21 protein-coding genes are annotated in these 25,637 nt (G+C 53.6%); 7 read left to right on the plus strand and 14 right to left on the minus strand.

Annotated elements, in window-relative coordinates:
- Positions 1 to 121 precede the first annotated feature (121 nt).
- The 8 genes from EKM83_RS02810 to EKM83_RS02845 form a co-directional block, all read right to left on the minus strand.
- Positions 122 to 853: a hypothetical protein gene (locus EKM83_RS02810; RefSeq protein ID WP_125575133.1), complete on the minus strand. Its 732-nt coding sequence runs from the start codon at positions 851 to 853 to the stop codon at positions 122 to 124.
- 130 nt (positions 854 to 983) lie between these two features.
- Positions 984 to 1,604: a histidine phosphatase family protein gene (locus EKM83_RS02815; RefSeq protein WP_125575134.1), complete on the minus strand. Its 621-nt coding sequence runs from the start codon at positions 1,602 to 1,604 to the stop codon at positions 984 to 986.
- Between the two features lie 10 nt (positions 1,605 to 1,614).
- The gene (locus EKM83_RS02820) at positions 1,615 to 2,553 is read right to left on the minus strand and encodes a LacI family DNA-binding transcriptional regulator (protein WP_125575135.1); all 939 of its coding nucleotides are present in this window, start codon (positions 2,551 to 2,553) and stop codon (positions 1,615 to 1,617) included.
- A gap of 21 nt (positions 2,554 to 2,574) precedes the next feature.
- Positions 2,575 to 3,375, minus strand: coding sequence for a Cof-type HAD-IIB family hydrolase (locus tag EKM83_RS02825; RefSeq protein ID WP_125575136.1), 801 nt, complete (start codon positions 3,373 to 3,375; stop codon positions 2,575 to 2,577).
- Between the two features lie 163 nt (positions 3,376 to 3,538).
- Positions 3,539 to 4,243, minus strand: coding sequence for a DnaD domain-containing protein (locus tag EKM83_RS02830; RefSeq protein ID WP_125575137.1), 705 nt, complete (start codon positions 4,241 to 4,243; stop codon positions 3,539 to 3,541).
- A 70-nt stretch (positions 4,244 to 4,313) separates the two neighbouring features.
- A complete protein-coding gene (locus tag EKM83_RS02835) occupies positions 4,314 to 5,495 on the minus strand; it encodes a pyridoxal phosphate-dependent aminotransferase (protein WP_125575138.1) in 1,182 nt (393 codons plus the stop codon).
- Between the two features lie 20 nt (positions 5,496 to 5,515).
- On the minus strand, positions 5,516 to 6,019 hold the full coding sequence (locus EKM83_RS02840; protein ID WP_125575139.1) for a cell wall elongation regulator TseB-like domain-containing protein: 504 nt from the start codon (positions 6,017 to 6,019) through the stop codon (positions 5,516 to 5,518).
- A gap of 48 nt (positions 6,020 to 6,067) precedes the next feature.
- Positions 6,068 to 8,908: a helicase C-terminal domain-containing protein gene (locus EKM83_RS02845; RefSeq protein WP_125575140.1), complete on the minus strand. Its 2,841-nt coding sequence runs from the start codon at positions 8,906 to 8,908 to the stop codon at positions 6,068 to 6,070.
- 819 nt (positions 8,909 to 9,727) lie between these two features.
- Here EKM83_RS02845 and mvk point away from each other — a divergent pair.
- From mvk to fni, 4 genes are all read left to right on the plus strand, one after another.
- Complete coding sequence (mvk, locus tag EKM83_RS02850; RefSeq protein ID WP_125575141.1) at positions 9,728 to 10,675, plus strand: mevalonate kinase; 948 nt, start codon at positions 9,728 to 9,730, stop codon at positions 10,673 to 10,675.
- Entirely contained in the window at positions 10,672 to 11,643 is a 972-nt protein-coding gene (gene mvaD / locus EKM83_RS02855) for a diphosphomevalonate decarboxylase (RefSeq protein WP_125575142.1), read from the plus strand. Before mvk ends, mvaD begins: the two co-directional genes overlap by 4 nt.
- A gap of 87 nt (positions 11,644 to 11,730) precedes the next feature.
- The gene (locus tag EKM83_RS02860; protein ID WP_125575278.1) at positions 11,731 to 12,804 is read left to right on the plus strand and encodes a phosphomevalonate kinase; all 1,074 of its coding nucleotides are present in this window, start codon (positions 11,731 to 11,733) and stop codon (positions 12,802 to 12,804) included.
- Positions 12,805 to 12,817: 13 nt separating this feature from the next.
- Positions 12,818 to 13,855, plus strand: a complete 1,038-nt coding sequence (gene fni / locus EKM83_RS02865; RefSeq protein WP_125575143.1) for a type 2 isopentenyl-diphosphate Delta-isomerase — start codon at positions 12,818 to 12,820, stop codon at positions 13,853 to 13,855.
- A 433-nt stretch (positions 13,856 to 14,288) separates the two neighbouring features.
- Here the strand turns inward: fni and EKM83_RS02870 are convergent, their stop codons facing one another.
- Complete coding sequence (locus tag EKM83_RS02870) at positions 14,289 to 15,665, minus strand: RsmF rRNA methyltransferase first C-terminal domain-containing protein (RefSeq protein ID WP_125575144.1); 1,377 nt, start codon at positions 15,663 to 15,665, stop codon at positions 14,289 to 14,291.
- 223 nt (positions 15,666 to 15,888) lie between these two features.
- Between EKM83_RS02870 and EKM83_RS02875 the strand changes: the two genes are divergently transcribed.
- Entirely contained in the window at positions 15,889 to 16,701 is an 813-nt protein-coding gene (locus tag EKM83_RS02875; protein ID WP_125575145.1) for a Cof-type HAD-IIB family hydrolase, read from the plus strand.
- 444 nt (positions 16,702 to 17,145) lie between these two features.
- Here EKM83_RS02875 and EKM83_RS13585 read toward each other — a convergent pair whose 3' ends face one another.
- The 5 genes from EKM83_RS13585 to EKM83_RS02900 form a co-directional block, all read right to left on the minus strand.
- The gene (locus EKM83_RS13585; RefSeq protein WP_382337308.1) at positions 17,146 to 17,745 is read right to left on the minus strand and encodes an MFS transporter; all 600 of its coding nucleotides are present in this window, start codon (positions 17,743 to 17,745) and stop codon (positions 17,146 to 17,148) included.
- A gap of 398 nt (positions 17,746 to 18,143) precedes the next feature.
- Positions 18,144 to 19,292 (minus strand): ArgE/DapE family deacylase, encoded by a 1,149-nt coding sequence (locus EKM83_RS02885; protein ID WP_125575147.1) that lies wholly within the window; start codon positions 19,290 to 19,292, stop codon positions 18,144 to 18,146.
- Positions 19,293 to 19,489: 197 nt separating this feature from the next.
- Positions 19,490 to 20,992, minus strand: a complete 1,503-nt coding sequence (gene glpK, locus EKM83_RS02890; RefSeq protein WP_125575148.1) for a glycerol kinase GlpK — start codon at positions 20,990 to 20,992, stop codon at positions 19,490 to 19,492.
- A 175-nt stretch (positions 20,993 to 21,167) separates the two neighbouring features.
- Positions 21,168 to 21,383 carry a 2-hydroxymuconate tautomerase gene (locus EKM83_RS02895; protein ID WP_263853771.1) on the minus strand — a complete coding sequence of 72 codons (216 nt, stop codon included), beginning with the start codon at positions 21,381 to 21,383 and terminating at the stop codon, positions 21,168 to 21,170.
- 44 nt (positions 21,384 to 21,427) lie between these two features.
- Positions 21,428 to 22,324 (minus strand): YitT family protein, encoded by an 897-nt coding sequence (locus tag EKM83_RS02900; protein WP_125575150.1) that lies wholly within the window; start codon positions 22,322 to 22,324, stop codon positions 21,428 to 21,430.
- A gap of 259 nt (positions 22,325 to 22,583) precedes the next feature.
- Here EKM83_RS02900 and EKM83_RS02905 point away from each other — a divergent pair, with 259 nt between their 5' ends.
- On the plus strand, positions 22,584 to 23,999 hold the full coding sequence (locus EKM83_RS02905; protein ID WP_125575151.1) for a C69 family dipeptidase: 1,416 nt from the start codon (positions 22,584 to 22,586) through the stop codon (positions 23,997 to 23,999).
- Between the two features lie 56 nt (positions 24,000 to 24,055).
- On the plus strand, positions 24,056 to 25,567 hold the full coding sequence (yjeM, locus tag EKM83_RS02910) for a glutamate/gamma-aminobutyrate family transporter YjeM (RefSeq protein ID WP_125575152.1): 1,512 nt from the start codon (positions 24,056 to 24,058) through the stop codon (positions 25,565 to 25,567).
- The last annotated feature ends 70 nt before the right edge of the window (positions 25,568 to 25,637 follow it).

Genomic DNA, 25,637 nt, shown 5'->3' on the forward strand with positions numbered 1-25,637 from the left:
TTAATGTTTATAACGAGAAGTCTCTGAAGCGGATCCACCGAGGGTTCAAAGGACTCCAGGACACCTTGAAAGCATCATTTATTTAAGTTAGATACATATTATATGTACGAAGGCATTTCATTTACACAAGATTCTTGACGCTACCAATATGTTTGTACATCCCCAAGGATACCAACTTTCGGTTAAGCTTGTGGTAATCGGTAAAACTAAACGCGTTGCTGGACATCATGGCATTCCATAAACGGTTGGCATCTGAGTTTGACCCGTTGAGTGATTCCGGCGAAACAACAATAATTACTGGATCTGGAACACTGCTTGCATAATATCCCATATCTAAGCTCGCTGGATTGTAAGTCAGACGATTTTGATTGTTCTTGACCAAATGGACTGCCACCTTGGCATTTCCATCTTTAAACATATGACTTAGGCCCATCTGCTCTACATACTTTTGGGCCAATCTATTCGCCTGATTTTTCAGCTTTTCAGGGAATAAGAAATGCGTTACAGCATCATTTGCTTTAAACGACATTCCTTTTCCATGCCCATCCATCACATTATTGAGTCTGAGGTATTCCGCATTTACAACTAAAACATTTCCACCATTGTAGTAATCTGAATAATCATTGAAGTTTAAATGCCCGGAGCTTTCTGCACTATTATAACCAGCATAATTCGAAATTAAACCGTGATGCTTAGATGTCCATTCCACTAGCTTATAGGTTTGCTTATCTTCCGTATCCTGCTCCTCACTAGTAATATTCATGGAAAGACTTGGGCTATAACGTTCTTGTAATTTTGACCAAGTTGAAACTTGGCCCTTGATTTCTTGATTTGTAATTAACTGTTGTCCCAAAATTTATTTTTTATATTATTTTCGCCAGAAATTAACGTTTAGAAACAGGCCCTAACAACAATCATTAACTGAGCAATAAACGTGCCCCAGTACCGGTCAATTGACCTGGTGCTGAGGCACATTTGTTAACTTAGTCTTCTGGCTTCACAGCCCAGGCATCAACCGTAAAATGTTGACCGTCAGTCGTCGTCATGATTGTCACACTAGCAGTTGCCAACAGACCCTTCTGCCGAATGGCGTCAAGCGGCGTCCCGCGTAATGTCTCCAACAGACTGGTCAATAGCAAGCCGTGACTGGCAACCAAGATGTTGGCCGTCGTGGGTTGTTCGTGGCTGATTTGCCGCAGTGCTTGTCGACCACGAGTCGCCACATCGGCATACGTTTCGGCGTGTAGCCGTTCTCCGGAAAAGCGTGCTGGATGGTCAAAATAATCGGCATATTCCGGTTCGTTCACGTGACTGGCAATTGGCGTGCCGTCCCAGTCGCCCAGCGCCATTTCCCGCAGTAAGGGGGTGACCATTACTGCTGGCACCGGATGCGCATTTTCCGCTAAAATCAGTTGGGCCGTGGTCTGTGCCCGTTGCTGAGGCGACACATAGGCTGCATCAAAGGCCACTTGGCGGAGGTACTGTCCCAGACGTTGGGCGGATTGGCGACCAGCCGTCGTCAGTGGTGAGTCGACCCCACCACCATTGAAGGTATTGGCCTGATTATTTTGGGTCGCTCCGTGACGTACAAAGTAAACTTTCATTGTTTTTCTCCTATCGTAAAATCAATTCCGCCGCGACCGGCACGTGAGCCACCTGCCGACTTGCGGCCAGGTGAAAGGCCGCCGCCCCCACCTGTTGGAAGTGGTGATCGATGGTTGGCAACCCCAGCAATCGACCGGACAATTGGTTCTCCTGGCCCATCAATGGGGGTACCGTCAGCTGGTGATCTACGTAAAACTGCCGTATCCCTGCCGCAATATCGTCACCGTTACTAAAGATAAAATCCGGTTGACTGGCCTGCGTCGTCCACGTTTGTGCCGCTTGGTATCCGTCCGCAAAGGTCGTGACCCCCAGTGCCACTAAATCTGCTGCCGGGGCATGGCCAAAGGTCGTGGCGTACGTGGCCAGCGTCAGTCGGGTGGTCGCACTTAATTTATCCGAACGGCTAAAAGTCAGTCCAATGTGTCGGTAGCCTTGTGCTTGAATCCAGTGAAAGGCCGCCTGGTAAGCCGTGGCTCGCTGTGAATAGGCCGCAGCCAGGGGATAATCACCGGGGTCTTCACAGCAGATGATGGGGCCATATTTCCGGGCGGCAGCGAGTTCTGATAACGGAATCGCGCGCGAAGTAAAAATCAGTGCATCAAAGGCTTTACGGTGAAGCTGTTCCAGATAACCGCGCTCCAGGTCGGCATCGTATTTAGACTGTAGCAGGACCACGTTATAATCCGCCGCGAAGGCTGCCGTGAGAATCCCGTTGAACACCTGGGTGAAGTACGGGTGATTGAGGTGCGGGACCACCACGCCCACGTTGGCGGTACGTCCCTGACTCAGGTCCCGGGCAATGTCATTGGGCACGTAGTCCAGTTGGGCAATCACCGCTTGAATTTTAGCCGCAGCCTTCGCAGAAACGTAGCCACTGTGATTGATTGCTCGTGAAACGGTCGCCGGCGAATAACCGGCTAATTTAGCGACCTCTCTGATGGTTGTCACGGTCCACCCTCCTTTGTCAGGCTAATCTCGCGTTAGTAAATGCGTCAGCCCGTAAGCCACGCCATTTTCGTCATTGGTCTTGGTCACGTACCGCCCGGCAGCTTGAATCTCCAGGGCGGCATTGCCCATGACGATGGGCAGCCCGACTACTTGCAGCATCGGCAGGTCATTGTGACCATCCCCAAACGCCGCTGTCTCTGAAGCCTGAATCTTGCGCTGCTCCAAGATAGCCGCGATGCCCCGCGACTTTTGCGCCCGTTCGCTGGTGATTTCCAGATATTCTTGCCCCGACTGCTTGATGCTGACCGGCAGCTTCAGTTGCGTTAGTGCGTGTTGTAAGTTCACCATAACCGTTGTGTCGCCGACAATCAACATAATTTTCAAGAGTTGCTGTGTCTGGGCCAAAGTGGCTAAGCTAGTGCGCATCACCACGGGACTTTGGTGAGTCAACACTTGCTCATGCAAAATGCCGGCGTCCACGTGCTGCGTATACCAGGTCGTCTGGTCATACACACTGACACTCACACTGGGAAAGTCTCGTTCAATCGTCGTCAGTAAGGCGACACTGGCCGCCTTGGGCAAGGCCTGTTTCAACAGGGCCTGCCCATCGTGCGGCTGAAAGATCAAGCCACCGTTAAAGGCAATCTGCGGCGCTGTTAACCCCAATTGGCCAATCGCTTGCGCCATCTCCAAGGGGGCTCGCGCCGACACTAAGGTCACCGGCACTGGGCTTTGCTTCACGGCCGCAATCGTTGTGGCACTCAGTTCACCACGGCTATTTAACAAGGTTCCATCCATATCAGAAAAAATGTGTTTAATCATGAGAAAACTCCTCTCATCTTTTGAATACCCTTAGCATACCGTATGGAACGCGTTCCATAGCAAGCAAAACTTTTAGCGACTAGCGACTTGCTAGAGCCAAAACGGCGCCTGAAGCCAAAAAGAGGACCCAGGAAATCATCCCGGTCCTCCTACTGTTTAAGATTTAATGATCAGTCAACTTAAAGATCGGCACGTCCGGTACCCCACCGCCACCATTACCGTTGTCATTAGTTGGGTTGGTCCGTCGCGGTTCTTGGCGTTCTTTTTCGCGTTGGACCTGGGCCGCCGTCTTCAAGTTCTTGCGTTCCCAGGTGAGCAAAATACGGTCCATATATTTCAAACTGTACGCCTGGCTTAAGACGGCTTCCTTTAAGGCCAATTGAATCAGCTCGGGCCGGTAGTGGTCTTGATCCAGCCACTGGGTGATGCTTTCCATTTCCAGTGGTGATAGCGGCCGGCCAAATTCCGTTTCAATCTGGTTGAACACGGCGGAGCGGTCATTACTGACCGTCGCTTTGGCCTCCTGATGTGTCTCCTGCACGGCTAGTTGACTAAGCTTCTCCGTCAATAAGCGGAAGTCGTAGGCGTCTTGCTTTTGGCCCTGACTATCGGTCACCGTGGTAATCGTCATTAACTTATTGGTAATCAATTCATGTAATAGCTGATAGACTTTTTGCTTGTCCCAGCCCAAATGAGCCGCGATCTCATCGGCGTTGGGCAGTTGACGGCCGCGGTCCATGTAGCGCCGCAATTGAAAGTAGACCAGCAGTTGGTCGGTCGTCATCCCCACCTCGCGAAAATGGTCGAGCAGGTAGTTAGCCACGCTGGTCTGCCCCGCCTGCACGTAACGTTGGATAAAGTCATCCATGGTGAAAGCCTCCTGATTTGAATGAAAACGACCGAACCCAGTGCTGGCGGTCCGATCGTCATAAACGTGTTTAATCTGTTGTCATAAATGTTTGGAGCCGCGCCAGCGCTTCTTTCAACGAAGCCAAATCTGTCGCGTAGCTCAAGCGAATGTGGTTGGGTAAGCCAAAGGCCGTGCCCGTCACCACCGCCACGTGAGCCTGGTCCAAGACGGCTGCCACAAAATCTTCCGTCGTGGTCAAGCCCTTTAACCGCATGGCCGCGTGCACATCGGGGAACAGGTAGAACGCCCCCTGCGGCTTATGCGCCAACTGGAAGCCCGGCAAGGCTGTCACCAGCGGGTAAATGGTGTCCAGCCGTTGCTGAAACGCCGTGCGCATCTGTTCGACCGGTGCCTGGTCCCCCGTTAAGGCAGCTAATGCGGCGGCTTGACTAACCGCTGCCGCATTTCCGGTCACGTGCGATAACACCGTCGTTAGTGCGTTCATGATGGGGCGCGGTCCCACGGCATAACCGATCCGCCAGCCGGTCATCGCGTAAGTCTTCGAGACCCCGTTGACCAGGACGGTGTGGGCCGCAATGTCTTCGCCCAGCGTCAGCATGGACGTGGCCGGTCGCTGACCTGCATAGATCAAGTCACCGTAAATCTCATCCGCCACGATCAGCAGGTCATGACTGACGGCCCACTCGCCGATAGCCCGCAACTCAGCTGGGGTATACACCAAGCCGCTGGGGTTTTGGGGCGAGTTCAAGATAATGGCCTTGGTGGCCGGGGTCACGGCAGCTTCTAGTTGTGCTGGGGTGACCTTTAAGCTAGCCGTTGGTGCTACTTCGATGGGCACACCGCCGGCTAATTTGACCTGTTCGCTGTAACTGACCCAGTAAGGCGCCGGTAGTAACACGGCATCCCCCGGGTTCAACACCACCTGACACAGGGCGTAGAGTGCTAATTTGGCACCCGTCGTCACGACGACTTGGTCCGCGGTAACCGTCACGTGTTGGGTCGCTGCCAAATGGTCGGCGACTGCTTGACGCAACGGCAAGATGCCCGCCGTCGCCGTGTAACCATCGACCTGGTTGGCCCGAATCGCCGCCACGGTGGCGTCCTTAATAGCGGTCGGCGTCGGAAAATCCGGCTGCCCGACACTCAAGTTGATCACGTCGACCCCCGCATCTCTTAACTCTTGGGCCCGTTGCCCGGTCTTTAAGGTCGCGGAAGGTTGAACGGCTAATGCCCGTTTCGAAAGTTGCATCGTTACCCTGCCTCCAGTCGTTAAATGTTGGAAATTTGTTGCAGCATCTTACCCGTGCTGTATTGGTAGGTCACGTAGCACAGTTTACCACTGCGATTCAAATAGCTGACTTGCCAAGCAGGCTTACCGTTGAACACGCACAGTGCCGCGGATAAAACCTTCTTGGGATTCTTTTGCCAGACCCGTTGGAGCACCGTGTTGCGGGACAAACCGTCCGTTTGCTTCAAGACAGTGACGTTATTGCCAGTCTTGGGCACGATGGCGTAGACCGCTTGCTTAGCCTTGTTCTTCCCCGCCACGGTGTAGTAGGTCGTATCTAAGTTGGTCCAGTAAAAATTACTGGTACTGGTCAAATGACCCGATTTTTTAGCGACGGCTTCCGCGTGAGCTTGGTTTTGGGTCAGGGGTTTCGTGGCCTTATTGACCATCACCGCCGCACTGATCAGAATCACCAAGATCACCAGTAGCACGCTCAGCAAGACCCAATGACGCGGCCGCTGACGTCGTTGATACTGTTGTCTCATCAATTTCCATCGGTCTCCCTTGTCGAATTTCAATCTTTTCCAATTATATCAGACTTCGGGGGGTGTCACCGAATCGTCCGTCTTTTTTTCAAAAAAATTAACTAATCCTTGAGCAATCGCACTGGTGTCCCCGGTCGTCTGTGGCAGGTCATCCGGTAAGGCCCGCAAGATGCTTTGGCCGTAGTGCCGTTCGATCAAGCGTTGGTCCAAGATCACAATGGCCCCGCGATCGTGCGGTGTCCGAATCAACCGACCGATACCCTGCCGCAATTTCAACGTCGCCGCGGGCAAGGCCGCACTGTAAAACGGATTCTTCCCCGCCGCTTCTAAGCGCGCGTAATTGGCCTTGACGAAGACGCGGTCCGGTGAATCAAATGGCAGCCGCGTGACGATCAGTAACTCCAGCTGTTCGGCGGGCAGGTCAATGCCCTCCCAGAAGCTGGCCGCCCCCAGTAAAATAGCGCCGTGGCTGGTCGCAAAGCGTTTGGCAATGCGTTCCCGACTGCCACTGATGCCCTGCGCAAAGATTTCACGCTGCGCAAATTCGGGTTGGGCACACAATTTTTGATAGACCTGTTCGATCACGGCTAACGAGTTGAACAGGACCAGCGTCTGCTTATTGACCGCCCCGGCGATCTGACTGATGGCCGCGGCCAAGTAGGTCACGTAATCCGCGGGCGCAACTCGACTGAGATTCGGCCCGGCATCGCTGATGAACAGCTCGGCTTGCTGGGCGTAATCAAAGCTGGACCGCATTCGGTGCGTCGCCGTTTGGTCACGGTCCAAATCGAATTGGTCCAAGACGTACTGCGAGCGGCCGGAAGAAAATAACGTGGCCCCAGTCAGCAACACCGGCTGAAAGCCCGCGTACAAGTGGTTGCGCAAGAAGCCCTCGGTCGCCAGCAAGCCACTCGCCAGCTGGAGACTGTTGCGGTCGCCGACGTGGTTGATGGTCAGCCAAAAGAGACTGGCAGGTGCCTGGTCAACGACTTGCCGTAAAATAGTCAACAGTTGACTCATTTGGTCATCAAATAAGTGAATCCGGGTATCAACTTGCTCGAACAGGTAGCGTTCGGAAGCGGCAAACCGGTCGGCCTGGCTATCGAACCGTTGGCGCAAGGCACTGAGTTCGGCTAACAGGTCGTCAGTCGCGGTCGTCGCCTGAGCCACGGCATCCCCGCGGTCCAGTTCAGCCGCCAGGTCCGCCGCCGGAATCAGCTCTTCAATGATTTGGTTATGATTGTTGGGCCGCTTGCTGGCTAAGAACCGCAAGAACAGCTGACTGACCAAGGCGTCCAGTTGGGTCTCCAACGTTTGACTCGCCGCCAAGATGCGGTGTAGGGTCGTCACGGCCGCGGTGTCATTGGCAAAAAGACTCAACAGGCTCGGTCCGGTTTCGCGGCCGATATCGCGCTGCACGTGATGCAGTTCGTTGATCAGCTGCGCAAATTTGACCTGGGTCCGCCGTTGCTTGAGCGTGCTATCCGGCAGGTGCTGGGCTTCGTCGATCACCAGGTACGGCCGATGGAGCCGTTCACCGAGGTCGAGGGCGTGCTCGCTTAGATAAGCGTGGTTGACGATGACCATTTGGGCCGTTTCCAGCCGTTGGTCACGTCGCCGCAAGAAGTCATCCGCATAAAACGGATTGTCGGCGGTCACTGCCCCTTCGTGCATGATTTCTTGGAAATACGGTGCCCGGTAAGTCGCCAAATGCAGTTCATCCAAGTCTCCCGTCGTGGTCATGGTCAGCCAGACCAGCAAGCGTAACTTCAACAGTTGCGTCTGCTTAGACGTTTCGGCCACCTTGAGCGTCGTCGCAAAACGCTGGAGGTCCAGGTAATGGCGACTGCCCTTGACTAGGACCGCGTTGACCGGAAACGGCACGATGGCATTTAACAGCGGCATTGTCTGTTCCAGCAACTGCTCTTGCAGCAGCGTCGTCGCCGTACTGATGACCACGGGCCGCCCCGTTTGGCCCAAATAGGCCATGGGTAACGTGTAACCCAGGCTCTTACCAATACCGGTCGGCGCCTCGACGATCATCTGCTTGACGGGATGCTGGTCAGCATGCGCGTAGTTGTTGTAAATATAGTTCATCATCTTGGCTTGTTCCGGCCGCCATTCCAGGTTGTCCGGCATCAATTTTTGCTTTTGTTTCTTGGTCTTGGGATACTTGCTGGGGGCCGCTAACGTGGTCGTCGGCGTCTCCCCTGGTTTACGCAAGGCCAGGCCGTTCTTGATGTACAAGTAGTCTGGAAGCTTGCGCGGCTGTTGCTCATTTAGCCGGCGAGCCACGTCAAAAAGAGCCGCCGTTTGGAGCGGTAGATCTGGGTGTAAGTCGATCATCTTCTGTAGCGTGACTTGCGGTAAGGCCCGCAGTCGCCGGAACAGGAAAATAAACAATTCCGCCGTGGCACTGGCATCACTGTCCGCGGAGTGTGGATTGTCGTGTTCAATGTTGAAGTACCCACTCAAATCCCGTAGCCGAAAGCTCGGTGACGTGGGCAAAAGAATTTGACTCAAAGACACCGTGTCCAACGCCTCAATCGTGAGTTCAGGGTACCCGACCCGACTAAATTCCGCGTTGATAAACGGCAGGTCAAAATTGACGTTGTGGGCCACAAATACCGTATTGGTCAACAGACTATACAGGGTCCCGGCAACGTCATCAAAGAGCGGCGCGTGCCGGACTCGTTGATTGGAGATTCCCGTCAGTCGCGTAATGCCTGCGGGAATCTCGCGTAACGGATTCACGTCCGTTGCGAAGTGATTAATAATTTGATTATGCTGGACGAAGACGCACCCAATCTGGATAATGCGGTCGCCATCTGTCACACTGGTTCCGGTGGTCTCAATATCGACCACCGCGTAAACCGTGTCTTTATCCATAATATGCTCACCAATTTCTGCACAATTGCGATAATAACTGGCACTATGATACACCACTTGGCCCGCTAACGCTACGCCTGAGTAGCTGGACTGACCGCTTTTTTTACGACGGCATTGGTCGGATGGGCTGGTAAGGTCTTGATTGGACCAGCACCGGCAGAAAATTTTACGCAGAAACATTTACCATCGCAATTCCGGTCTAGTATGATAGTTAGGTTGTCCTTGACTGAGGTGCTGACAATTAATCGTGTTAGCCGCCTGACCGTTCACTGGAGATGATTGGGAACGTGGTGAGCGGAGTGAGTCAAAGGGCAGTCTCACAGCCTCGCTTTGAGCCGAAGGGCCGCGTCCCAGAGATGCCAGTTCTCGTAGCCATTGATTACCGCTATGCTTGCCCGACAAAGCTGACCGTCAACACCAATTTTGCCGGAGGAGGCCAGTGATGTAGCCAGCTGTGTCGACCCAGTTAGCTGGCGTTGTTTGCCAGGTTACTGGGTGGGGCGACTTCAGAGACACGCGCATTTGGCGTGGCTTTGAAGCGAACCGGAAGCCCGCTCTTCGGCTGGAGGTGTCCCCCATAGCAGGCGGAATCTCTGGCAGCCGCAGGCACTGGCTTGGTCAGTGTCTGGTTAGCGAACGGTCCGGCGGCCAGCAACCACACCTCTAGATTGTTTAGTCAATTATCACCGACTTTCTATAGAAAGGGTTAATTTTTGCGGGAATCCGGGATTTTAAAGGTCAAAGCTAGCGCAACGCCAATCAGTAGAGTATGATATTTTTTGGTAAGTAAAATTCGACAAGGAAAGTGAGCGAGGAGACTTGGGTCAAACGGCAAGCGGCAAAAGTAACGCGAAAATCATTCTTATTGGGGATCACAGCGTGGTGTATGGCCAACCAGCCATCGCGTTGCCCCTGCCGTCAGTGACGACGCGCGTGGTCATGGCACCCGCAGCCAGTGGCCAACGGATCTCTAGCCGCTACTTTGACGGCCCCGTTGCGCAAATGGGCCAAAACCTGGCGGGCGTGGCCGCGCTCATTGCCACGCTGTTAAATCGTTTTGACGCCCAGGAGACCCCGTTTGCCATGACCATCACCAGTGAGCTGCCGGCCGAACGGGGGATGGGTTCCTCAGCCGCTGTCGCCGTCGCCATTACCCGGGCCATGTACCACTTCTTTGACCGGCCACTGACGCGCGACCTATTGCTGGAGACGGCGGCCATCGCTGAAAAAATCACGCATGGCAACCCTAGCGGCATTGACGCCGCCACCGTCAGCTCCGACGTTCCCATCTGGTTCGTACCGCACCAAGAAACGCTCCAGATTCCCTTTACCCTCCAAGGCTACCTGGTCATTGCCGACAGTGGCATCAAGGGTCAAACGGGCCAAGCCGTGGCGGCCGTGGCTCGGCGCAAGATGGCCTTTCCGCAAGAAACGACCCAACAGATTCAACGTCTCGGTGAGCTGAGCCATCAGGCGCGGATTGCCCTGGCCGCTCCCGACCTGATGCATTTGGGTCAGATCATGAGTGACGCGCAGGACCAATTACGTGGGCTGGGCGTGAGTTCTCAAGAACTGGACCAATTGACCCAAGTTGCCCGGCAAAATGGCGCCTTGGGGGCCAAATTGACCGGTGGTGGCATGGGCGGCTGTTTGATCGCCCTGTGTCCTGACCTGGCAACGACGCACCACGTCGAAGCCAGCCTGCGCGCTGCCGGTGCCACCCAAACCTGGACCGAAGCTTTTAACTTAGAGGAGGATCCCCAATGACAGCCGTGACTGCACGCGCCCATACGAATATTGCCCTGGTCAAGTATTGGGGTAAGGCCGATACCGACCTGATCATTCCCCAGACCAGCAGTTTATCGCTAACACTGGACCAATTTTATACGGACACGACCGTTGCCTTTGATGCGACGCTGACCACCGACACCGTGACGCTGGACGACACGCGTTTGAGCACGACCGCCAGCCAAAAGGTCCACCGGTTTTTGGACCTGGTCCGTCAGCGCAGTGGTGAAACCCGGTTTGCGTCAGTCACCTCGACCAACCACGTGCCCACCGCGGCCGGCTTAGCCTCTTCCGCTTCGGCATTTGCGGCGTTGGCAGGAGCAGCTAGTCGCGCAGCGGGGCTGGACTTATCACGGGCTGACCTGTCACGGTTGGCTCGCCGGGGGTCTGGTTCAGCGACCCGCTCCATCTTTGGTGGCTTCGTCGAATGGCAAGCCGGCCATGATGACCAGACCTCGGTGGCCGTGCCGTTTCAAGAACACGTCGACTGGCCGATCGCCATGGTGGCGTTGTTACTAGACCCACACCACAAGAAAATCAGCTCCCGGCAAGGTATGCAAAGCAGCGTGACCACGTCGCCCTACTACCCGGCTTGGAAGCAAGTCGTCGCCGCCGATCTAGCCGCCATCAAGCCCGCCATTTTGGCCCAGGACTTCACCGCGACCGGCGAGATTTTAGAAGCCAACGCCATGCGGATGCACGCCCTCACGTTGAGTGCCAATCCGCCATACAGTTACTTCAACGGTGACACCCTGACGGCCATGCAGACGGTCCGCCATCTTCGTGAGGCTGGCGTGGCCAGTTACTACACGTTAGACGCGGGGCCGAACTTAAAAGTCTTTTGTCAAACGCCCGACCTGCCTGCCGTCACGACGCAACTGGCTGCCCAATTTGGCGCCAATCGTGTCGTGGTCGCCCATCCCGGTCCCGGCATTCAGTTTCTGTAGGTCCCTGTGACCTGTACATAGTGGTTGCCTGACAATCACACTATCATTCACGCTAAACGTAAGCGAAACAAGAAGGGACCTGATTTATTGATTTCCGCGCAAGCACCCGGAAAACTTTACATTGCCGGTGAGTATGCCGTGGTCGAACCCGGTTACCCGGCAATTATTGTTGCCCTCAACCAGTTTGTGACCGTGACCATCACCCCCAGCCAAGACTACGGGCGGATCGCGTCCAAGCAGTACCAAGAAAATTCACTGTACTGGCAACGCCAAGGAACGGAATTGGTTTTTGACAACCGTGACAATCCCTTCCACTACATTCTTTCGGCCATTCGCTTGACCGAACAATACGCCCAAGCCCTGGGCAAGCCACTGGCCATTTATCACCTGAACGTGAACAGCGACCTCGATAGTGCCGATGGGAAAAAATACGGCCTCGGCTCTTCAGCCGCTGTCACCGTCGCTACTGTCAAGGCTTTGTGCCAGTTCTACGACATTAAAATGAGCAAGGACCGCCTCTTTAAATTAGCGGCCATTGCCCACTTAGACGTCCAAGGCAACGGGTCGCTGGGCGACATTGCGGCTTCCGTTTACGGCGGCTGGATTGCCTACCAGGCCTTTGACCGCGACTGGCTAGCTTCGGCACGGCGAGAATTATCCCTGACCGAACTGCTGGATGCCGACTGGCCGGGCTTACAAATTGAACTGTTAACCCCCCCAGAGTCGTTGCGCTTGATGATTGGCTGGACCGGTACGCCGGCTTCCACTTCGCATCTGGTCGATAAGATTGCCCTCTTCAAGGCGACCCGCCGCCAGGACTACCACGCCTTCCTCCGGGAAAGTCGCGAATGCCTACAGCGCATGATCCAAGGCTTCCATGACCAAAATCTCGATGCCATCCAGCACGAGATCGCCGTTAATCGGCAGCTGTTAAATCGCTTGGCCTGTCTAAGCCACGTCACGATTGAAACCACCCTGTTGAAGACCATGTGTGATATCGCCGTGCACATCGGCGGGGCCGCCAAGTCTTCCGGGGCCGGCGGTGGTGACTGTGGTATCGTCATTATCAATGCCGCCAAGGACCTGGCCCGCCTGCTCAAGGAATGGGAAGGTCGCGGCATCGAACCGTTGAAACTCAACGTTCATCACGTTATCGAGTAAGGAGTGAACCCTCATGGATCTTGCACGTCACGCTCACCGCAAGGACGAACACCTGTCGTTGGCGGAAAAATTTTACCAACCCGTTGCCGCCAGTCAATTCGACCAACTCCGATTCATTCATCAGAGTCTGCCCGAAATCGCCGTGCGCGACGTGGACTTGACCACGCATTTGGGGCCGTTAACGTTGCCCGTGCCGTTCCTGATTGAAGCCATGACTGGCGGCAGTCCACGTACGGGGCAGGTCAACGCCCAACTGGGGCGGATCGCGGCGGCGACGGGGATGGCCGTGTCCAGTGGCTCGCAAAGCATTGCGCTCCAAGACGCCAGCACGGTCGAGACCTTTACGCCACTGCGGGAAAATAACCCCGATGGCATCGTCTTCGCCAATATCGGTGCCGGGCACACGGTCGCCCAAGCGCAGACGGCCATCGACATGCTGGCGGCCAACGCCTTAGAGATTCACGTCAATACTGCGCAAGAGATCGTGATGCCCGAGGGCGACCGTGATTTTCACTGGCTAGACAGCATTGGCCAGACGGTTGCGGGCGTCAACGTGCCGGTCATCATCAAGGAAGTTGGTTTCGGCATGGCCCAAGAGACCTTAGCCAAACTAGCGACCGTGGGCGTCCAATACGTCGATCTGGGCGGTCGTGGCGGTACCAATTTTGCGCAAATTGAGAATTTTCGGCGGCCGAATAAAGAACTCAGCTATCTGGCCGGTTGGGGCCAAACAACGGTAGAATCCCTCTTTGAGGCGCACCAAGTTCCCCAACTCCAGGTCATCGCGACCGGCGGGGTCCGTCAACCACTAGATGCCGCTAAGGCGCTGGCACTGGGCGCAAACGTCGTTGGCAGTGCTGGTCATATCCTGCACAGTCTGATCAAGACGGACGAAGCGACCACGACGGCGATGTTGCTGGACTGGCAAGACGGTCTACGCGACATCATGACCTTACTTGGCACCCGCAATTTGGCGGCATTAAAGGCTCAGCGACTCTTGTTATCACCAGCATTAGAGAGTTACTGTCGGCAGCGATGTCTCCAATACTAATCCTTTAAAATCAGCTTCTTGTTAGCTGCAATTAAAAAAATACCCTTTGACGCTACGCCAGGTTTGGCGGGTCAAAGGGTATTTTTGTATCAGTTTAACTGAAGGTTGAAAGATGAAAATCAGCTAGAAGCATTGTCACCACGCGACTCATGGCGTAAGAATTAGTCGTTTACAGCTTCGTAGTTTGAGCTGGCCGCCTACCGTCCGCCAACTATGGGTTGGAACGCGGTGGGCGGACCGGACCGAGCCTGAGGGACGGTCTCGGCCTCGCTTTCAAGCGAACCGGAAGCCCGTTTTTCAGGCTGGAGGTGTTCCCCAGAGCAGGCGGAACCCTGGCTGACGCAGGCCCTGTTTTCACTAGTTTTGGTGGACAAAACGCGGACGATCCGGGAGTCAAGACATTAATTAAACTTTCAACCTTTAGTCAGTTTAATTAGTTGGCTGCGGACACGTCATCATCGTAGACCGTAAAGCGTAAACCTTTCGGGAAGAAGTTCTTCACAGTCGTCCCGACGACCTTACCAAAGCCCACTGGTTGACCCGCACAAACTAACAGGTACCAGCCCTTCTTTGGCGCCGTCGTCAAGGTGAACGTTTCGCCGTGGACCCAGGCGCGCCACTGTGGATCCGTAATGGCCAGTGTCTGGGCGACCTGTTGCGGCTCACTGGCTAGTGCCAAGGCATAGGCCGGTTCGAAGCGATTCTTCTTAAAGGTCCCCAGGTGTAGCCCCGGCCGAAAGACGTGCAGTTTCTTCAAGTTAGGCAATCCCGCTGGCACGGCGAACAACTGGTCCTTGACCGTGACGAGGTTGGCAAATGCTGACCCGCCCAAGACGGTCTGGGCAAAGTCTTGCCAGAGCTTGCGTTGGTCGCCGGTCAAAGGCGTCCCTAACTTAGCGGTTCCCCGCGGCATTGGCGCGTCACCGGCGTCACGTTCGAGCTTGGCCACGAAATGCCCTTCACCCTGCAACAGATGAGGGAACAACCGCGCCGCCTTCTTGAGTTCTGGATTACCATCGGCCCAATCCGGCCGAGCGTCGATCACGCCACCGACCTTGGTAATAGGTACCAGATGAAACTCGGGATAATTCTTCAGCACCCAAGCCATCATCTGTTCGTCTTCTTCCGGCGCAAAGGTACAGGTCGAATAGATCAGCTGACCACCAGGCTTGACCATCTTGAGCGCTTCGGTCATGATTTCACGTTGCCGCGCCGCACATTCCTCGACGTAATCCAAGGACCAGTAGTCCATGGCCGCTGGGTCCTTCCGAAACATGCCCTCACCAGAACACGGTGCATCGACCAACACCTTGTCAAAGAAGTCTGGGAAAACGGGACTCAGGCGATCGGGCGATTCATTCAAAATCACCGCCGACTTCACGCCAAACCGTTCCACGTTTTCCGCCAGGACCTTGACCCGCTTGCGATTGATCTCGTTGGTCACCAGCAGGCCGGTCCCCTGGAGGTAGCTAGCCAAATGGGTGGTCTTGCCACCGGGGGCGGCACACAGGTCTAACACGGTCTCGCCCGGTTGCGGGGCCGCCGTGGCACCTACAAACATGGCACTGGGTTCTTGGCTGTAGACCGCGCCGCTTTGATGCATCAGCGTCCGCCCGCCGACTGTGCCAAAATGGCCGCGGGGTTCATAAGGCACTGCCGGTGCCATCGTCAACCGGTCCGGCAAGTCATGATGTGCCGGGTTCGTGCGGTAGCCACTGAGGCTGGGCGTGTCAAAGCTGGCAAAGAAATCCGCCGCGTCGGCCCCCAACAGTCGCTGATATTTTGTCTTAAAGTCCTCAGGTAAATTCACCGTTATGCCTCCATCTTGTTAGATACAATTTTAAAATTGCTATATACAGAATGCCATAAATCGTTCATTTCACGTTAACCATTATACCTGTTTCTATCGGTCAGCACTACCCTTTCTTCTCAGCGAAATAGTCGTAATTTTCTGCGACTTGTGTTACATTGAGAGGGCTAGTTTATTTTTGAACGAAAATCCAATCAACCAATGAAATGTGAGGTGTCTCTCTTTGGAAAGAAAATTAATCGCCATTGACCTAGATGGCACGACTTTAAACGCGGATGCCCAAATCTCCGCCAAGACCAAGGCCGTTTTGACCCAGGCCCGGGAAGCCGGCCACATCGTCAGCATCGTGACTGGCCGACCGAACCGGATCTCCGCTAACTTTTACGATGAGCTCCACTTGGACGGACCGATGATCAACTTTAACGGTAGTCTGGGGCACATCCCCCACCAGCAATGGGCCAGCGAATACCAATATACCTTCAATAAAGAGGTCGCCTTCGACCTGTTGGCGCACCGCCAAGAACTTGGCATTAATATGATTGCGGCGGAAGGTAAAAACCTCTTCCTGGCCGTCCGCGACCAACCTGTGGAAGTCGGTTTCTTCCCCTCCGTACTACAAAGCAATCAGATTTTAAATCAAAAGACTTTAAAGGAAAACCCGACCAGCTTAACAGTGGCGGTCGACCGCAGTCATCAGGAACACCTTTTAAGCTACCTGCAACACAACTTCAGTGATGAGGTCGATGCCGCTCCTTGGGGCGGTCCCAACTCCGTGGTCGAACTCGGCGTCAAGGGCGTGCAAAAGGCCACCGGCGTGGAAGTTCTGGCCCACCACTATCACGTGGAACGCAAGAACATCATTGCCTTTGGTGATGAACACAACGACACGGCCATGATCGACTATGCCGGTTGGGGTGTCGCCATGCAAAACGCCACGACGGCCATCAAGGGCTTAGCTCAAGACGTTACACCGTTGGACAACAACCACGACGGCCTGGCCGACTACCTGCAAGACTATCTCAAGTTGGCCGAGTAGGCATTTGAACTCGTAATTAAAAGGAAGCTCCGAGAAAATTTCTCAGGGCTTCTTTTTTTGTCCTACTAAGATTGCCACGACCGGGTCACAATGATTGTCACACTTTTTTACTTTACATAACATTAATTATCCGTAGTATCTCTAGAACTCTTATTTTTGCTAGGCCATTCCTCAATAACAAAGGGAAATGTCACTCAGTTGCCTTCCTTCCGACTTTACTTTGGTCATCAAATCCGGTTATAGCCCATCCTTGCTAGCTACAAGTGACTTGCAATGTCTTCCAAATCCCGCCAGCTCAGCATTGACACACCTAATTGCCATTTACCAATAATTTGTGCTTGAATCTAATCTTCGTATCACGCTTTTTGCATTCTACAAGTTCAGATACCCCGACAACAACTGTTGATATAACGTGATTAAGTCCAAATGCATCTTACTTGTCAATTAAGCTTTAGCCACCGGTCGCTGATGTTTGCCCAGCAACAAGACGCCGGTTCCAATCAGTAAAATAATAATTGAAACCCAATAGGCCGCAGACGGAGAAATTGCATTATAGATGAGGACAATGCCTATACTCCCCAGTGGTGCTGCAATGGTGACTGGCGAGCTGACCGTGCCAAAGATCGTACCCACAATATTTTGGTCAGCCAGACTGATAACCTGTGCATACAGCTTGGGATTCATGTTACCCAGACCAAAGGCAATTGCGAACATCAGGATGATCACCATCCAGTAGCTCTGCACCCAGAGAAAGTTCAGGTAGAGCAAGACCATGACGCCAATCGTCCCAACCATAACCGTCTTGAACGACTGACGATCTAGAAATCTCACCTTCAGCGTACTCCCCATCACCGTTCCTGCCACGAAAAGGACGTTAACGATAAGAATCGCCAGGCCAAATGACAATCCCGTGGCGCGCCCTGGATCCAAAATATACAAATTGATGACAGCGTCTACACTAGCTCCCACGACGTTAACTATGACTACAGCCGTCAGTAGGCGTATGATACTGACTCCAGATGATTGACCTAGGATATTACTCATCTTTCGCCAAAGCCCTGGTCCCTTCTCTCCTCTTCGAGCTGGCGGTACGGGAATGGGTGCAATATGAATTGCCCGACGTCCCAGTAGTAAGATCAAAGCAGCTAGGAAAAATGTACCCGCATTGACCAGCGCTGCTAGAGCATAGTCATGAGTCACTGCCAAAATAAAAACGCCAATTGACTGTCCCACCGGCTGGAACAACGACGCAATACTCTGGTTTAACCCTAAGACCTGTTGCCAATCATTTTGTGCCACCCGTTGACGAATGACAGGCAGGCGCAGACTACTACTAAGGAACCCTAAACCATCAGAAATCAAATCGTAGCGCGTTGCGAAGCGTCTAAAGTTCCCGTCTAAAGTCCTTCATCTGATCGAAAAAGTCTTCTATGAAATGACGTTCACAATTTCAAATATCCGGGCAACAACTGCTGATACAACGTGATGAAGTCCAAGAACATCTGCCGGTCTACGTGTTCATCGACCTGATGTGCCGTTTGGTTACCGGGGCCAAAAACGATGAATGGAAATTGGTGGCCCTTATCTTTCAAGAGATTCGAGGCATCGGTCACGGCTGGCAGCGGTAATTTGGGAATCGGCTGGCCAGCAAAGGGCTCACCCAACTTCGCTGCCAGATTGCTCAACGGATTGTCCTGAGGTTCCTGGACCGGCCACTGATCCATGTAAATGTCCATGGTCACCTGCGCACCTGCCTGATTCTGGTGGGCGATGAGCTGCGTCAATTCTGCCCGCACGGCCGCGTTATCAAATTCCGGAATCGTCCGCACATTCATCTCAGCCGTCGCACGTTCCGGAATCGAATTGACCTGGTTGCCGCCATGGAAGATGGTGGTGTTAAAGGCCAATTTACCCAGCAACGCGTTTTCTTTATCCGTGTGCCGGAAGACTTGGTTGGCTTGCGTCAAAATCGCTAGCAACGGGTCAATGGCGTTGGCGCCGAGTTCTGGCATTGAACTATGCGCCGCCTGCCCTTGTGACGTCAACCGCACGTCCATCGACCCCTTATGCGCTGAGAACAAATTGTAGCCGGTGGGCTCGCCAATCAACAGCGCGTCCACATCGTTCATGGCGCCTTGGTCGTAAAAGGCGCGCGACCCGGTCTCACCGACCTCTTCAGCGATCGTGGCCATCAAGCGAATCGTCCCGTGTTGGGGTTGCCCGGCTGCGTGCAGTTCAATCAGACTAATGACTAGCGCCGCCAATCCGGACTTCATGTCGGCGGCCCCCCGGCCATACAATTGCCCGTTCCGTTCGGTCAGCTCAAAGGGATCGCTTTGCCACTGGGCCACATCGCCGGGCGAGACCACGTCCATATGGCCCGAAACGGCTAGGACCGGGTGACCGGACCCAATCTCGGCAATGAGGTTCGTCCGGCCTGCAGTCACCGGCAACAGCTGCGCATCAATCTCATGCTCCGCCAAGAGTTGTTGTAAGTAGGTCGCCACGGCCGCCTCGTTATCATTGACCGAGTGAATCGCCACCAAGTCGCTAAGAATCTGAACTTTTTGTGCATCTGAGAAAACTGCCATCACTGATTCCTCCTTCAATACTACATTCATTGTACCCCGAAAGCGGTTATCAAGCAGTGTGTTGGGACCGGAAAAATTGTCGTTGCCAGTGTCAGTTAGCCGCCTGCCCCAAAATGGATTGGGTCAGCTACCTGAGACCTCCCCAAGAAAAAAAGTGAAACCCAGTCAGTTCCCCGACAGGTTTCACTTCTCTTAAGTTAATCTTGATGAAAGGCTTGTGTCGCCTTGATAGCTGCTTGCCAGCCGTTGTAGCAGTGCTCGCGCTTGTCTTCGGCCATTTGCGGCACGAATTCGTCGCGTGACTTGTGCATTTGCCGAATCGTATCCATGTCGGGCCAGAAGCCAACGGCTAAACCAGCCAAATAAGCCGCGCCCAGCGCCGTGGTTTCGTTGATAGCCGCCCGTTTGATCGGCGTGTTCAAGATGTCGGCTTGGAACTGCATCAAAAAGTTATTGTTAGCCGCACCACCGTCAACACTCAGGGATTGGAGGTTTAAGCCCGTTTCCTGGGTCATGGTGTCGACCACGTCACGGGTCTGGTACGCGATTGCTTCGACCGTCGCCCGGACGAATTGTTCACGCGTCGTGCCCCGAGTCAAGCCAAAGACGGCCCCCCGCGTTTCTTGGTTCCAGTATGGCGCGCCCAAACCGGTAAAGGCCGGCACGACATAGACATCGCCCGTCGTTTGTGCATCGACGGCCATCTTTTCCGATTCGCTGGCGTGTTCAAAGAACCGCATACCGTCCCGGAGCCATTGGACTGCGGACCCGGCCACGAAAATCGAGCCTTCCAGCGCATAGGTGACCTTGCCATTCAAGCCATAGGCAATCGTCGTCAACAACCCGTTGTGTGATAGCGTTGGCTCTTCACCCGTGTTCATCACGATGAAGGCCCCGGTGCCATAGGTGTTCTTGATCATCCCTTTATCAAAGGCCGTTTGCCCAAACAAGGCCGCCTGTTGGTCCCCAGCGATCCCGGCGATGGGCACTTGAACCCCGCTAAAGGTGTAGCCGGCCGTGTAGCCGTAAATTTCGGACGATGACCGGACTTCTGGCAACAGGGATTCGGGAATGTTGAGCCAGCTTAAGATTTCCTTGTCCCAGGCCAAATCATGAATGTTGTATAACATAGTCCGGCTGGCGTTGGTGTAATCAGTTGCGTGTACGCGCCCGCCAGTCAGCTTCCAGAGAATCCAGGTGTCAATGGTCCCAAATAACAATTCACCGCGTTCAGCGCGCTTCTGAGCCCCGTCTACGTGGTCGAGGATCCAGCGAATCTTAGTTGCGGAGAAATACGAGTCAATGACCAGCCCGGTCTTTTCGTGAATGGCGTCGGTGTGACCCTCCGCCTTCAATCGGTCAGCGATCTCACTGGTCTGTTTGGATTGCCAAACCACCGCGTGATAAATCGGCTCGCCGGTCTTCTTGTCCCAAATGATCGCCGTTTCCCGTTGATTGGTGATCCCGATGCCGCGGACCTTGTAAGGCTGGACATCTGAATCAATTAACGCGTCGGAAATCACGGATTGGACCGCGTTCCAAATCTCGTTGGCATCGTGTTCGACCCAACCTGGTTGCGGGAAGTACTGGTGGAACTCCCGTTGTGCCTGTCCCGCAATTTGGCCGTGCCGGTCGAATAAAATAGCCCGGGTACTCGTCGTCCCTTCATCAATTGCCATCATGTATTGTTGATCACTCATCGTTCAACTCTCCATTCATTCGTTCGTTAGCGACGGCCTAATCTTGCCGTGATGTCGCACTTGTTACCAGTATACCTAAAAGAGGTGGTTAAGCCAAACGTTTTTCAAAATGAAACCGCCACCAACACCGGTATATCAGGGTTGGTGGCGGTTTATAAGTTTTCGCAAATATTTGTTACTTTTCGTCACTCTTTAAAACGCCGGCCACGCCGTAACGGTTAGGTTGCATTTCGCGTAAGATGACGTGAACGTGTTCTGCGGGTGCGCCCGTGTTCTTGGTCACAGCGGTCGTGACGTCTTGAACTAACGCCTTCAATTGGTCTTGTGAACGACCAGCAATTAAGTCGATGTTTACGATTGGCATTTCTCTCGTTCCCTTCTCTGTGTGAATAGTGTTATTATACCGGTTCCAACGGTCCAGGGCAATCCTGAACCCTACTTTTGTTGCGTGGTTTGTTTTAATTTCAACTGCTCCGTCTCATTATAGAAATTCCCTTCGATATCCACGGTGTTGACCAGGTTGACGAAGGCCCCGGGATCGATGTCCTTGACCGCGTGCTCTAATGCATAAAGTTCATACCGTGATATAACGGTCATGAGGACCGCACTGTCTTTGCGGGTATACGCGCCGAATGATGGCATCACCGTGATACCCCTAATCAAAGTCTTATTTAACTCGACAATCACGTCATCTTGGCGGGTCGTCACGATAAAGGCCGTCAGTTTTTGGTGGCGGGTGTGAATGCTGTCAACGACCCGCGACATTGCATAAATCGAGATGATGGTGTATAAAGCACTCTCCCAACCAAAGAGGAAGCCGGCCAGGATCACGATACCAAAGTTGATCATCATCATGAGTGTCCCAATCGTTCGGCCGGTCGTCTTTTCTAAGACCACGGCCACAATGTCCATCCCGCCAGTGGAAAAGCCATTCTTTAAGGGATAAGCCACCCCGACCCCGGTCAGGATACCCCCGAACAACGCGGCCAGTAGTGAATTATTAGAAATATTATTAACGGGGACAATAATGGCCAGCACCGAGGTCAACCCGGCCACCATGATGGAATAGATGGTAAAGCTGCGGCCGACCTTGAACCAGCCCAGCAAGCCGATAGGAATGTTGAACAGCAAGATGAACCACCCAGTACTCAGATGGACCCCCGTCATGGCCAATAAGGTGGAAATAATCTGAGAAATCCCATTGATTCCAGCACTAAAAATCTTACCAGGAACTAAGAATTCATTCAGTGCGACCGCCGTAATCACCGCTGACCCCACTAAAATTATGAGATGTTTACCCAGTTCTCTTTCATTTTCTAATATCTTTCTCATTTCGTTTACCTCTCTCAGGAAAGTCATTTTCCTCATTTAACCACATCCCCCGGCCGTTGACCAGCGATACCGCGGGCTTGGCTGGGTCAATTAACTGGCAAAACGCCGGGAAATTGACATTTTTTCTGTATAAATATTTATTTTTATGAGAAATATAAACAAAATAATTAAAAACGCCCCGAAATGAATCGCACTGAAACTAAACATGCTAAAATGGGCAATGAACGTTTTTACCTAAACCTTGAAAGGAGCGCTCCCATTGAATTATTCCGCTTGTACCAGCATTTTAATTGGTCCCAAAGCCACAATGGACGGGTCGGTCATCATCGGCCGGAACGAAGACGCTAAGGCCGCTTGGCCCAAGCATTTCGTGGTTCACCCCGCCCGGACTGCGACCACCCCGCAACAATTCGTCAGCACGGACAACGGCTTTACCATGCCCTTACCCCTGACGGCCGCCAAGTACACGGCGACGCCTGAATGGACCGACAAATTCGGCCTATTTGAGGAAGATGGCATCAATGAATACGGTGTGGCGATGAGCGCCACCGAGAGTACCTACTCCAACGAGCGGGTCTTGGGCGCTGATCCCTTGGTCAAGGACGGTATCGGTGAAGAAGCCATGGTCACCGTCGTCTTGCCTTACGTCCGGACCGCCCGTGAAGGGATCTTGCGCCTCGGCCAACTGGTCGAAACGTATGGGACCTCGGAATCAAACGGGATTCTCTTCGCCGACCAACAGGAAGCTTGGTACCTGGAAACGGGCGCCGGTCACTACTGGGTCGCCCAACGGATCCCGGCTAACGGGTATGCCGTCGTCGCCAATCAAATGGCGATTCAAGCCATCGACTTCAACGACGCCGACAACTTCTTGTTTGCCCATGACCTGCGGAGCTTTGTGGCAGAGAACCATTTGAATCCGCACAGTGATCGCTTCATTTGGCGCGACATCTTCGGGACCCAAGATCAATCCGATCTGTACTATAATACGCCGCGGGTGTGGTACGGCCAACGCCGCTTCACCCCGCAAGTCGCTCAGCAACCGCAATCATTTGACCTACCATTTATTCAGTACGCTGACCACTTGTTGTCGGTCGATGACGCGCAAGGCTACCTCAGCAGTCATTTCGAAGACACGCCGTACGACCCCGTGGGTTCTGGTAGTGTCGCCGACCGGAAACGGTTCCGGCCCATCAGTCTGGCCAAAACGCAGGAATCTCACGTCCTCCAATTACGCCCGGATATGGACCCCAGCCTCGCCGGCATTCAGTGGCTCGCCATGGGTGTCGCCGCGCAGAGTGTCTACGTGCCCTTTTACGCGGGTATCGAGCATACACCAGCCGCTTATCACCTGGGTAAAGAGACCTATGACAGCCAATCGGCCTACTGGGTCTACAAGCTCGTGAGTGTCTTGCTCGACGCTCACTACCACGACGCCTGGCCAACCGTCAGTGCCGTGCAAAAAGACTTGCGCATCGCCTTCAAGCAGTCCGTCAAAGCAACGGACGCCGTGGGGCAACACTTGTCGGGCATCGAACTGAACCATTACTTAACGCAACAAGCCGCGACCAACGCCGCATTGGGAATTCGACGTTATCGTGAGCTGGCGGCGACCTTGATTACGCAGGCCACCGACCTGGGTCCCTTGAACTATCATCAGGACCTCAACTTATAACTACGGCTGAGATTAGCCACCACGACTAGTCTCCACCAATTTTGGGAGATAAAAAAATGAATAAGCAAAAAAAGATCGGCTTGTTTAGCCTGATCTTAATGATTTTTACGGCCATTTACGGCTTCGCCAACACGACGGTCGCCTATGACCAAATGGGTTACGCCAGCATTATCTGGTACGTCTTAGCGGCCCTCCTGTTCTTCTTGCCTAGCGCATTGATGCTGGCGGAATACGGGTCATCGTTTAAGGAAGCTAAGGGGGGGATCTACTCCTGGTTAGCCGGCTCAATCGGTGAAAAATGGGCTTTCATCGGGACCTTCATCTGGTTATCCTCATGGATCATCTGGATGCTGTCTACCTCAACGAAGGTTTGGATTCCTTTGTCCACGTTGCTTTCCGGTTCCGATCAAACGCAGACTTGGTCCTTCTTGGGCCTGAGCTCCACGCAAACGATTGGTCTGCTGGGAATCTTCTGGATTCTCGCCGTGACCTTCTTCGCCACGCGTGGGGTCAACTCCATCGCCAAGATTTCCTCATTGGGTGGGATCTTCGTGATGGTCCTGACTGGCGTCTTCTTCGTGGCCAGCATCGGCATCGTGATTTTAAATCACGGCCAACTGGCAGAACCTATCAACGGGATTCACAGTTTCATCGCCTCACCGAACCCCCAATTCTCATCCCCAATGGCCCTGTTGTCCTTCGTGACGTACGCGGTCTTTGCCTACGCCGGGATGGAATCCATGGGTGGTATCACGGATAGTATGGACAAGCCGGAAAAGACCTTCCCTAAGGGACTGATCATTTCCACGATTGCCATTACCATCATGTACTCCCTGTCGATCTTTCTCTGGGGGATCAGCACCAACTGGAGCCAGGTCTTGGGCAAGAGCCAAGTCAACCTGGGAAACATCACCTACGTTTTGATGAACAACTTGGGTCTGGTCTTAGGTAAAGCCATGGGTCTGACCGGAGCCGCCTCCGTTACTATGGGCCACGTCTTAGCTCGGTTGACTGGGTTAAGCATGTTCATGGCGTACTTAGGCTCCTTCTTCGTTCTGGTCTATTCACCACTGAAATCCTTTATCGTCGGGTCCTCACCGAAGTTGTGGCCCGCTAAGATGACGAAGCTAAACAAAGCCGGGATGCCTGGTTTTGCCATGTGGGTTCAAGCCATTGTGGTCGCCGTCTTCATCTTCTTAGTGGCCTTCGGGGGCAACGCTGCCAACCAATTCTACTTGATCTTGACGGATATGGGGAACGTTTCCACGTCTTTCCCTTACCTCTTCTTGATTGGTGCCTTCCCGTTCTTCAAGCGGCGGACCGATCTGGAACGGCCATTCGTCATTTTCAAGAGTCACCTGTGGACCAACGTCATCGTGACGGTCGTCTTAATCATCTTGGTTGGTGGGATTGGCTTCACCTGCCTGCAACCAATCTTGGATCACGACTACATGACGGCCTTTTGGACCATCATCGGCCCTATCTTCTTTGGTGCCGTGGCTTGGATCTTCTACCACAACGCCCAGAAGCGTTCGGCTAAGGAAAACCAACCCGCTAACGAAAACTAAGCAGACAGTCTCATTTCGGGAAACCTTTAATCTTAAGGTTTCCTTTTTTATTGGCCAATAGTTTGCACGG

Source organism: Levilactobacillus angrenensis, assembly GCF_003946085.1.
In the GTDB taxonomy this organism is placed as follows: Bacteria; Bacillota; Bacilli; order Lactobacillales; family Lactobacillaceae; genus Levilactobacillus; species Levilactobacillus angrenensis.

Coding starts and splice junctions, on each gene's coding strand:
- EKM83_RS02815 (WP_125575134.1), bottom strand. CDS start 1,604: ATGAAAGTTTACTTTGTACGTCACGGAGCGACCCAAAATAATCAGGCC.
- EKM83_RS02825 (WP_125575136.1), bottom strand. CDS start 3,375: ATGATTAAACACATTTTTTCTGATATGGATGGAACCTTGTTAAATAGC.
- EKM83_RS02830 (WP_125575137.1), bottom strand. CDS start 4,243: ATGGATGACTTTATCCAACGTTACGTGCAGGCGGGGCAGACCAGCGTG.
- EKM83_RS02835 (WP_125575138.1), bottom strand. CDS start 5,495: ATGCAACTTTCGAAACGGGCATTAGCCGTTCAACCTTCCGCGACCTTA.
- EKM83_RS02840 (WP_125575139.1), bottom strand. CDS start 6,019: ATGAGACAACAGTATCAACGACGTCAGCGGCCGCGTCATTGGGTCTTG.
- EKM83_RS02845 (WP_125575140.1), bottom strand. CDS start 8,908: ATGGATAAAGACACGGTTTACGCGGTGGTCGATATTGAGACCACCGGA.
- mvaD (WP_125575142.1), top strand. CDS start 10,672: ATGACAGCCGTGACTGCACGCGCCCATACGAATATTGCCCTGGTCAAG.
- fni (WP_125575143.1), top strand. CDS start 12,818: ATGGATCTTGCACGTCACGCTCACCGCAAGGACGAACACCTGTCGTTG.
- EKM83_RS13585 (WP_382337308.1), bottom strand. CDS start 17,745: ATGAGTAATATCCTAGGTCAATCATCTGGAGTCAGTATCATACGCCTA.
- EKM83_RS02885 (WP_125575147.1), bottom strand. CDS start 19,292: ATGGCAGTTTTCTCAGATGCACAAAAAGTTCAGATTCTTAGCGACTTG.
- glpK (WP_125575148.1), bottom strand. CDS start 20,992: ATGAGTGATCAACAATACATGATGGCAATTGATGAAGGGACGACGAGT.
- EKM83_RS02900 (WP_125575150.1), bottom strand. CDS start 22,324: ATGAGAAAGATATTAGAAAATGAAAGAGAACTGGGTAAACATCTCATA.
- yjeM (WP_125575152.1), top strand. CDS start 24,056: ATGAATAAGCAAAAAAAGATCGGCTTGTTTAGCCTGATCTTAATGATT.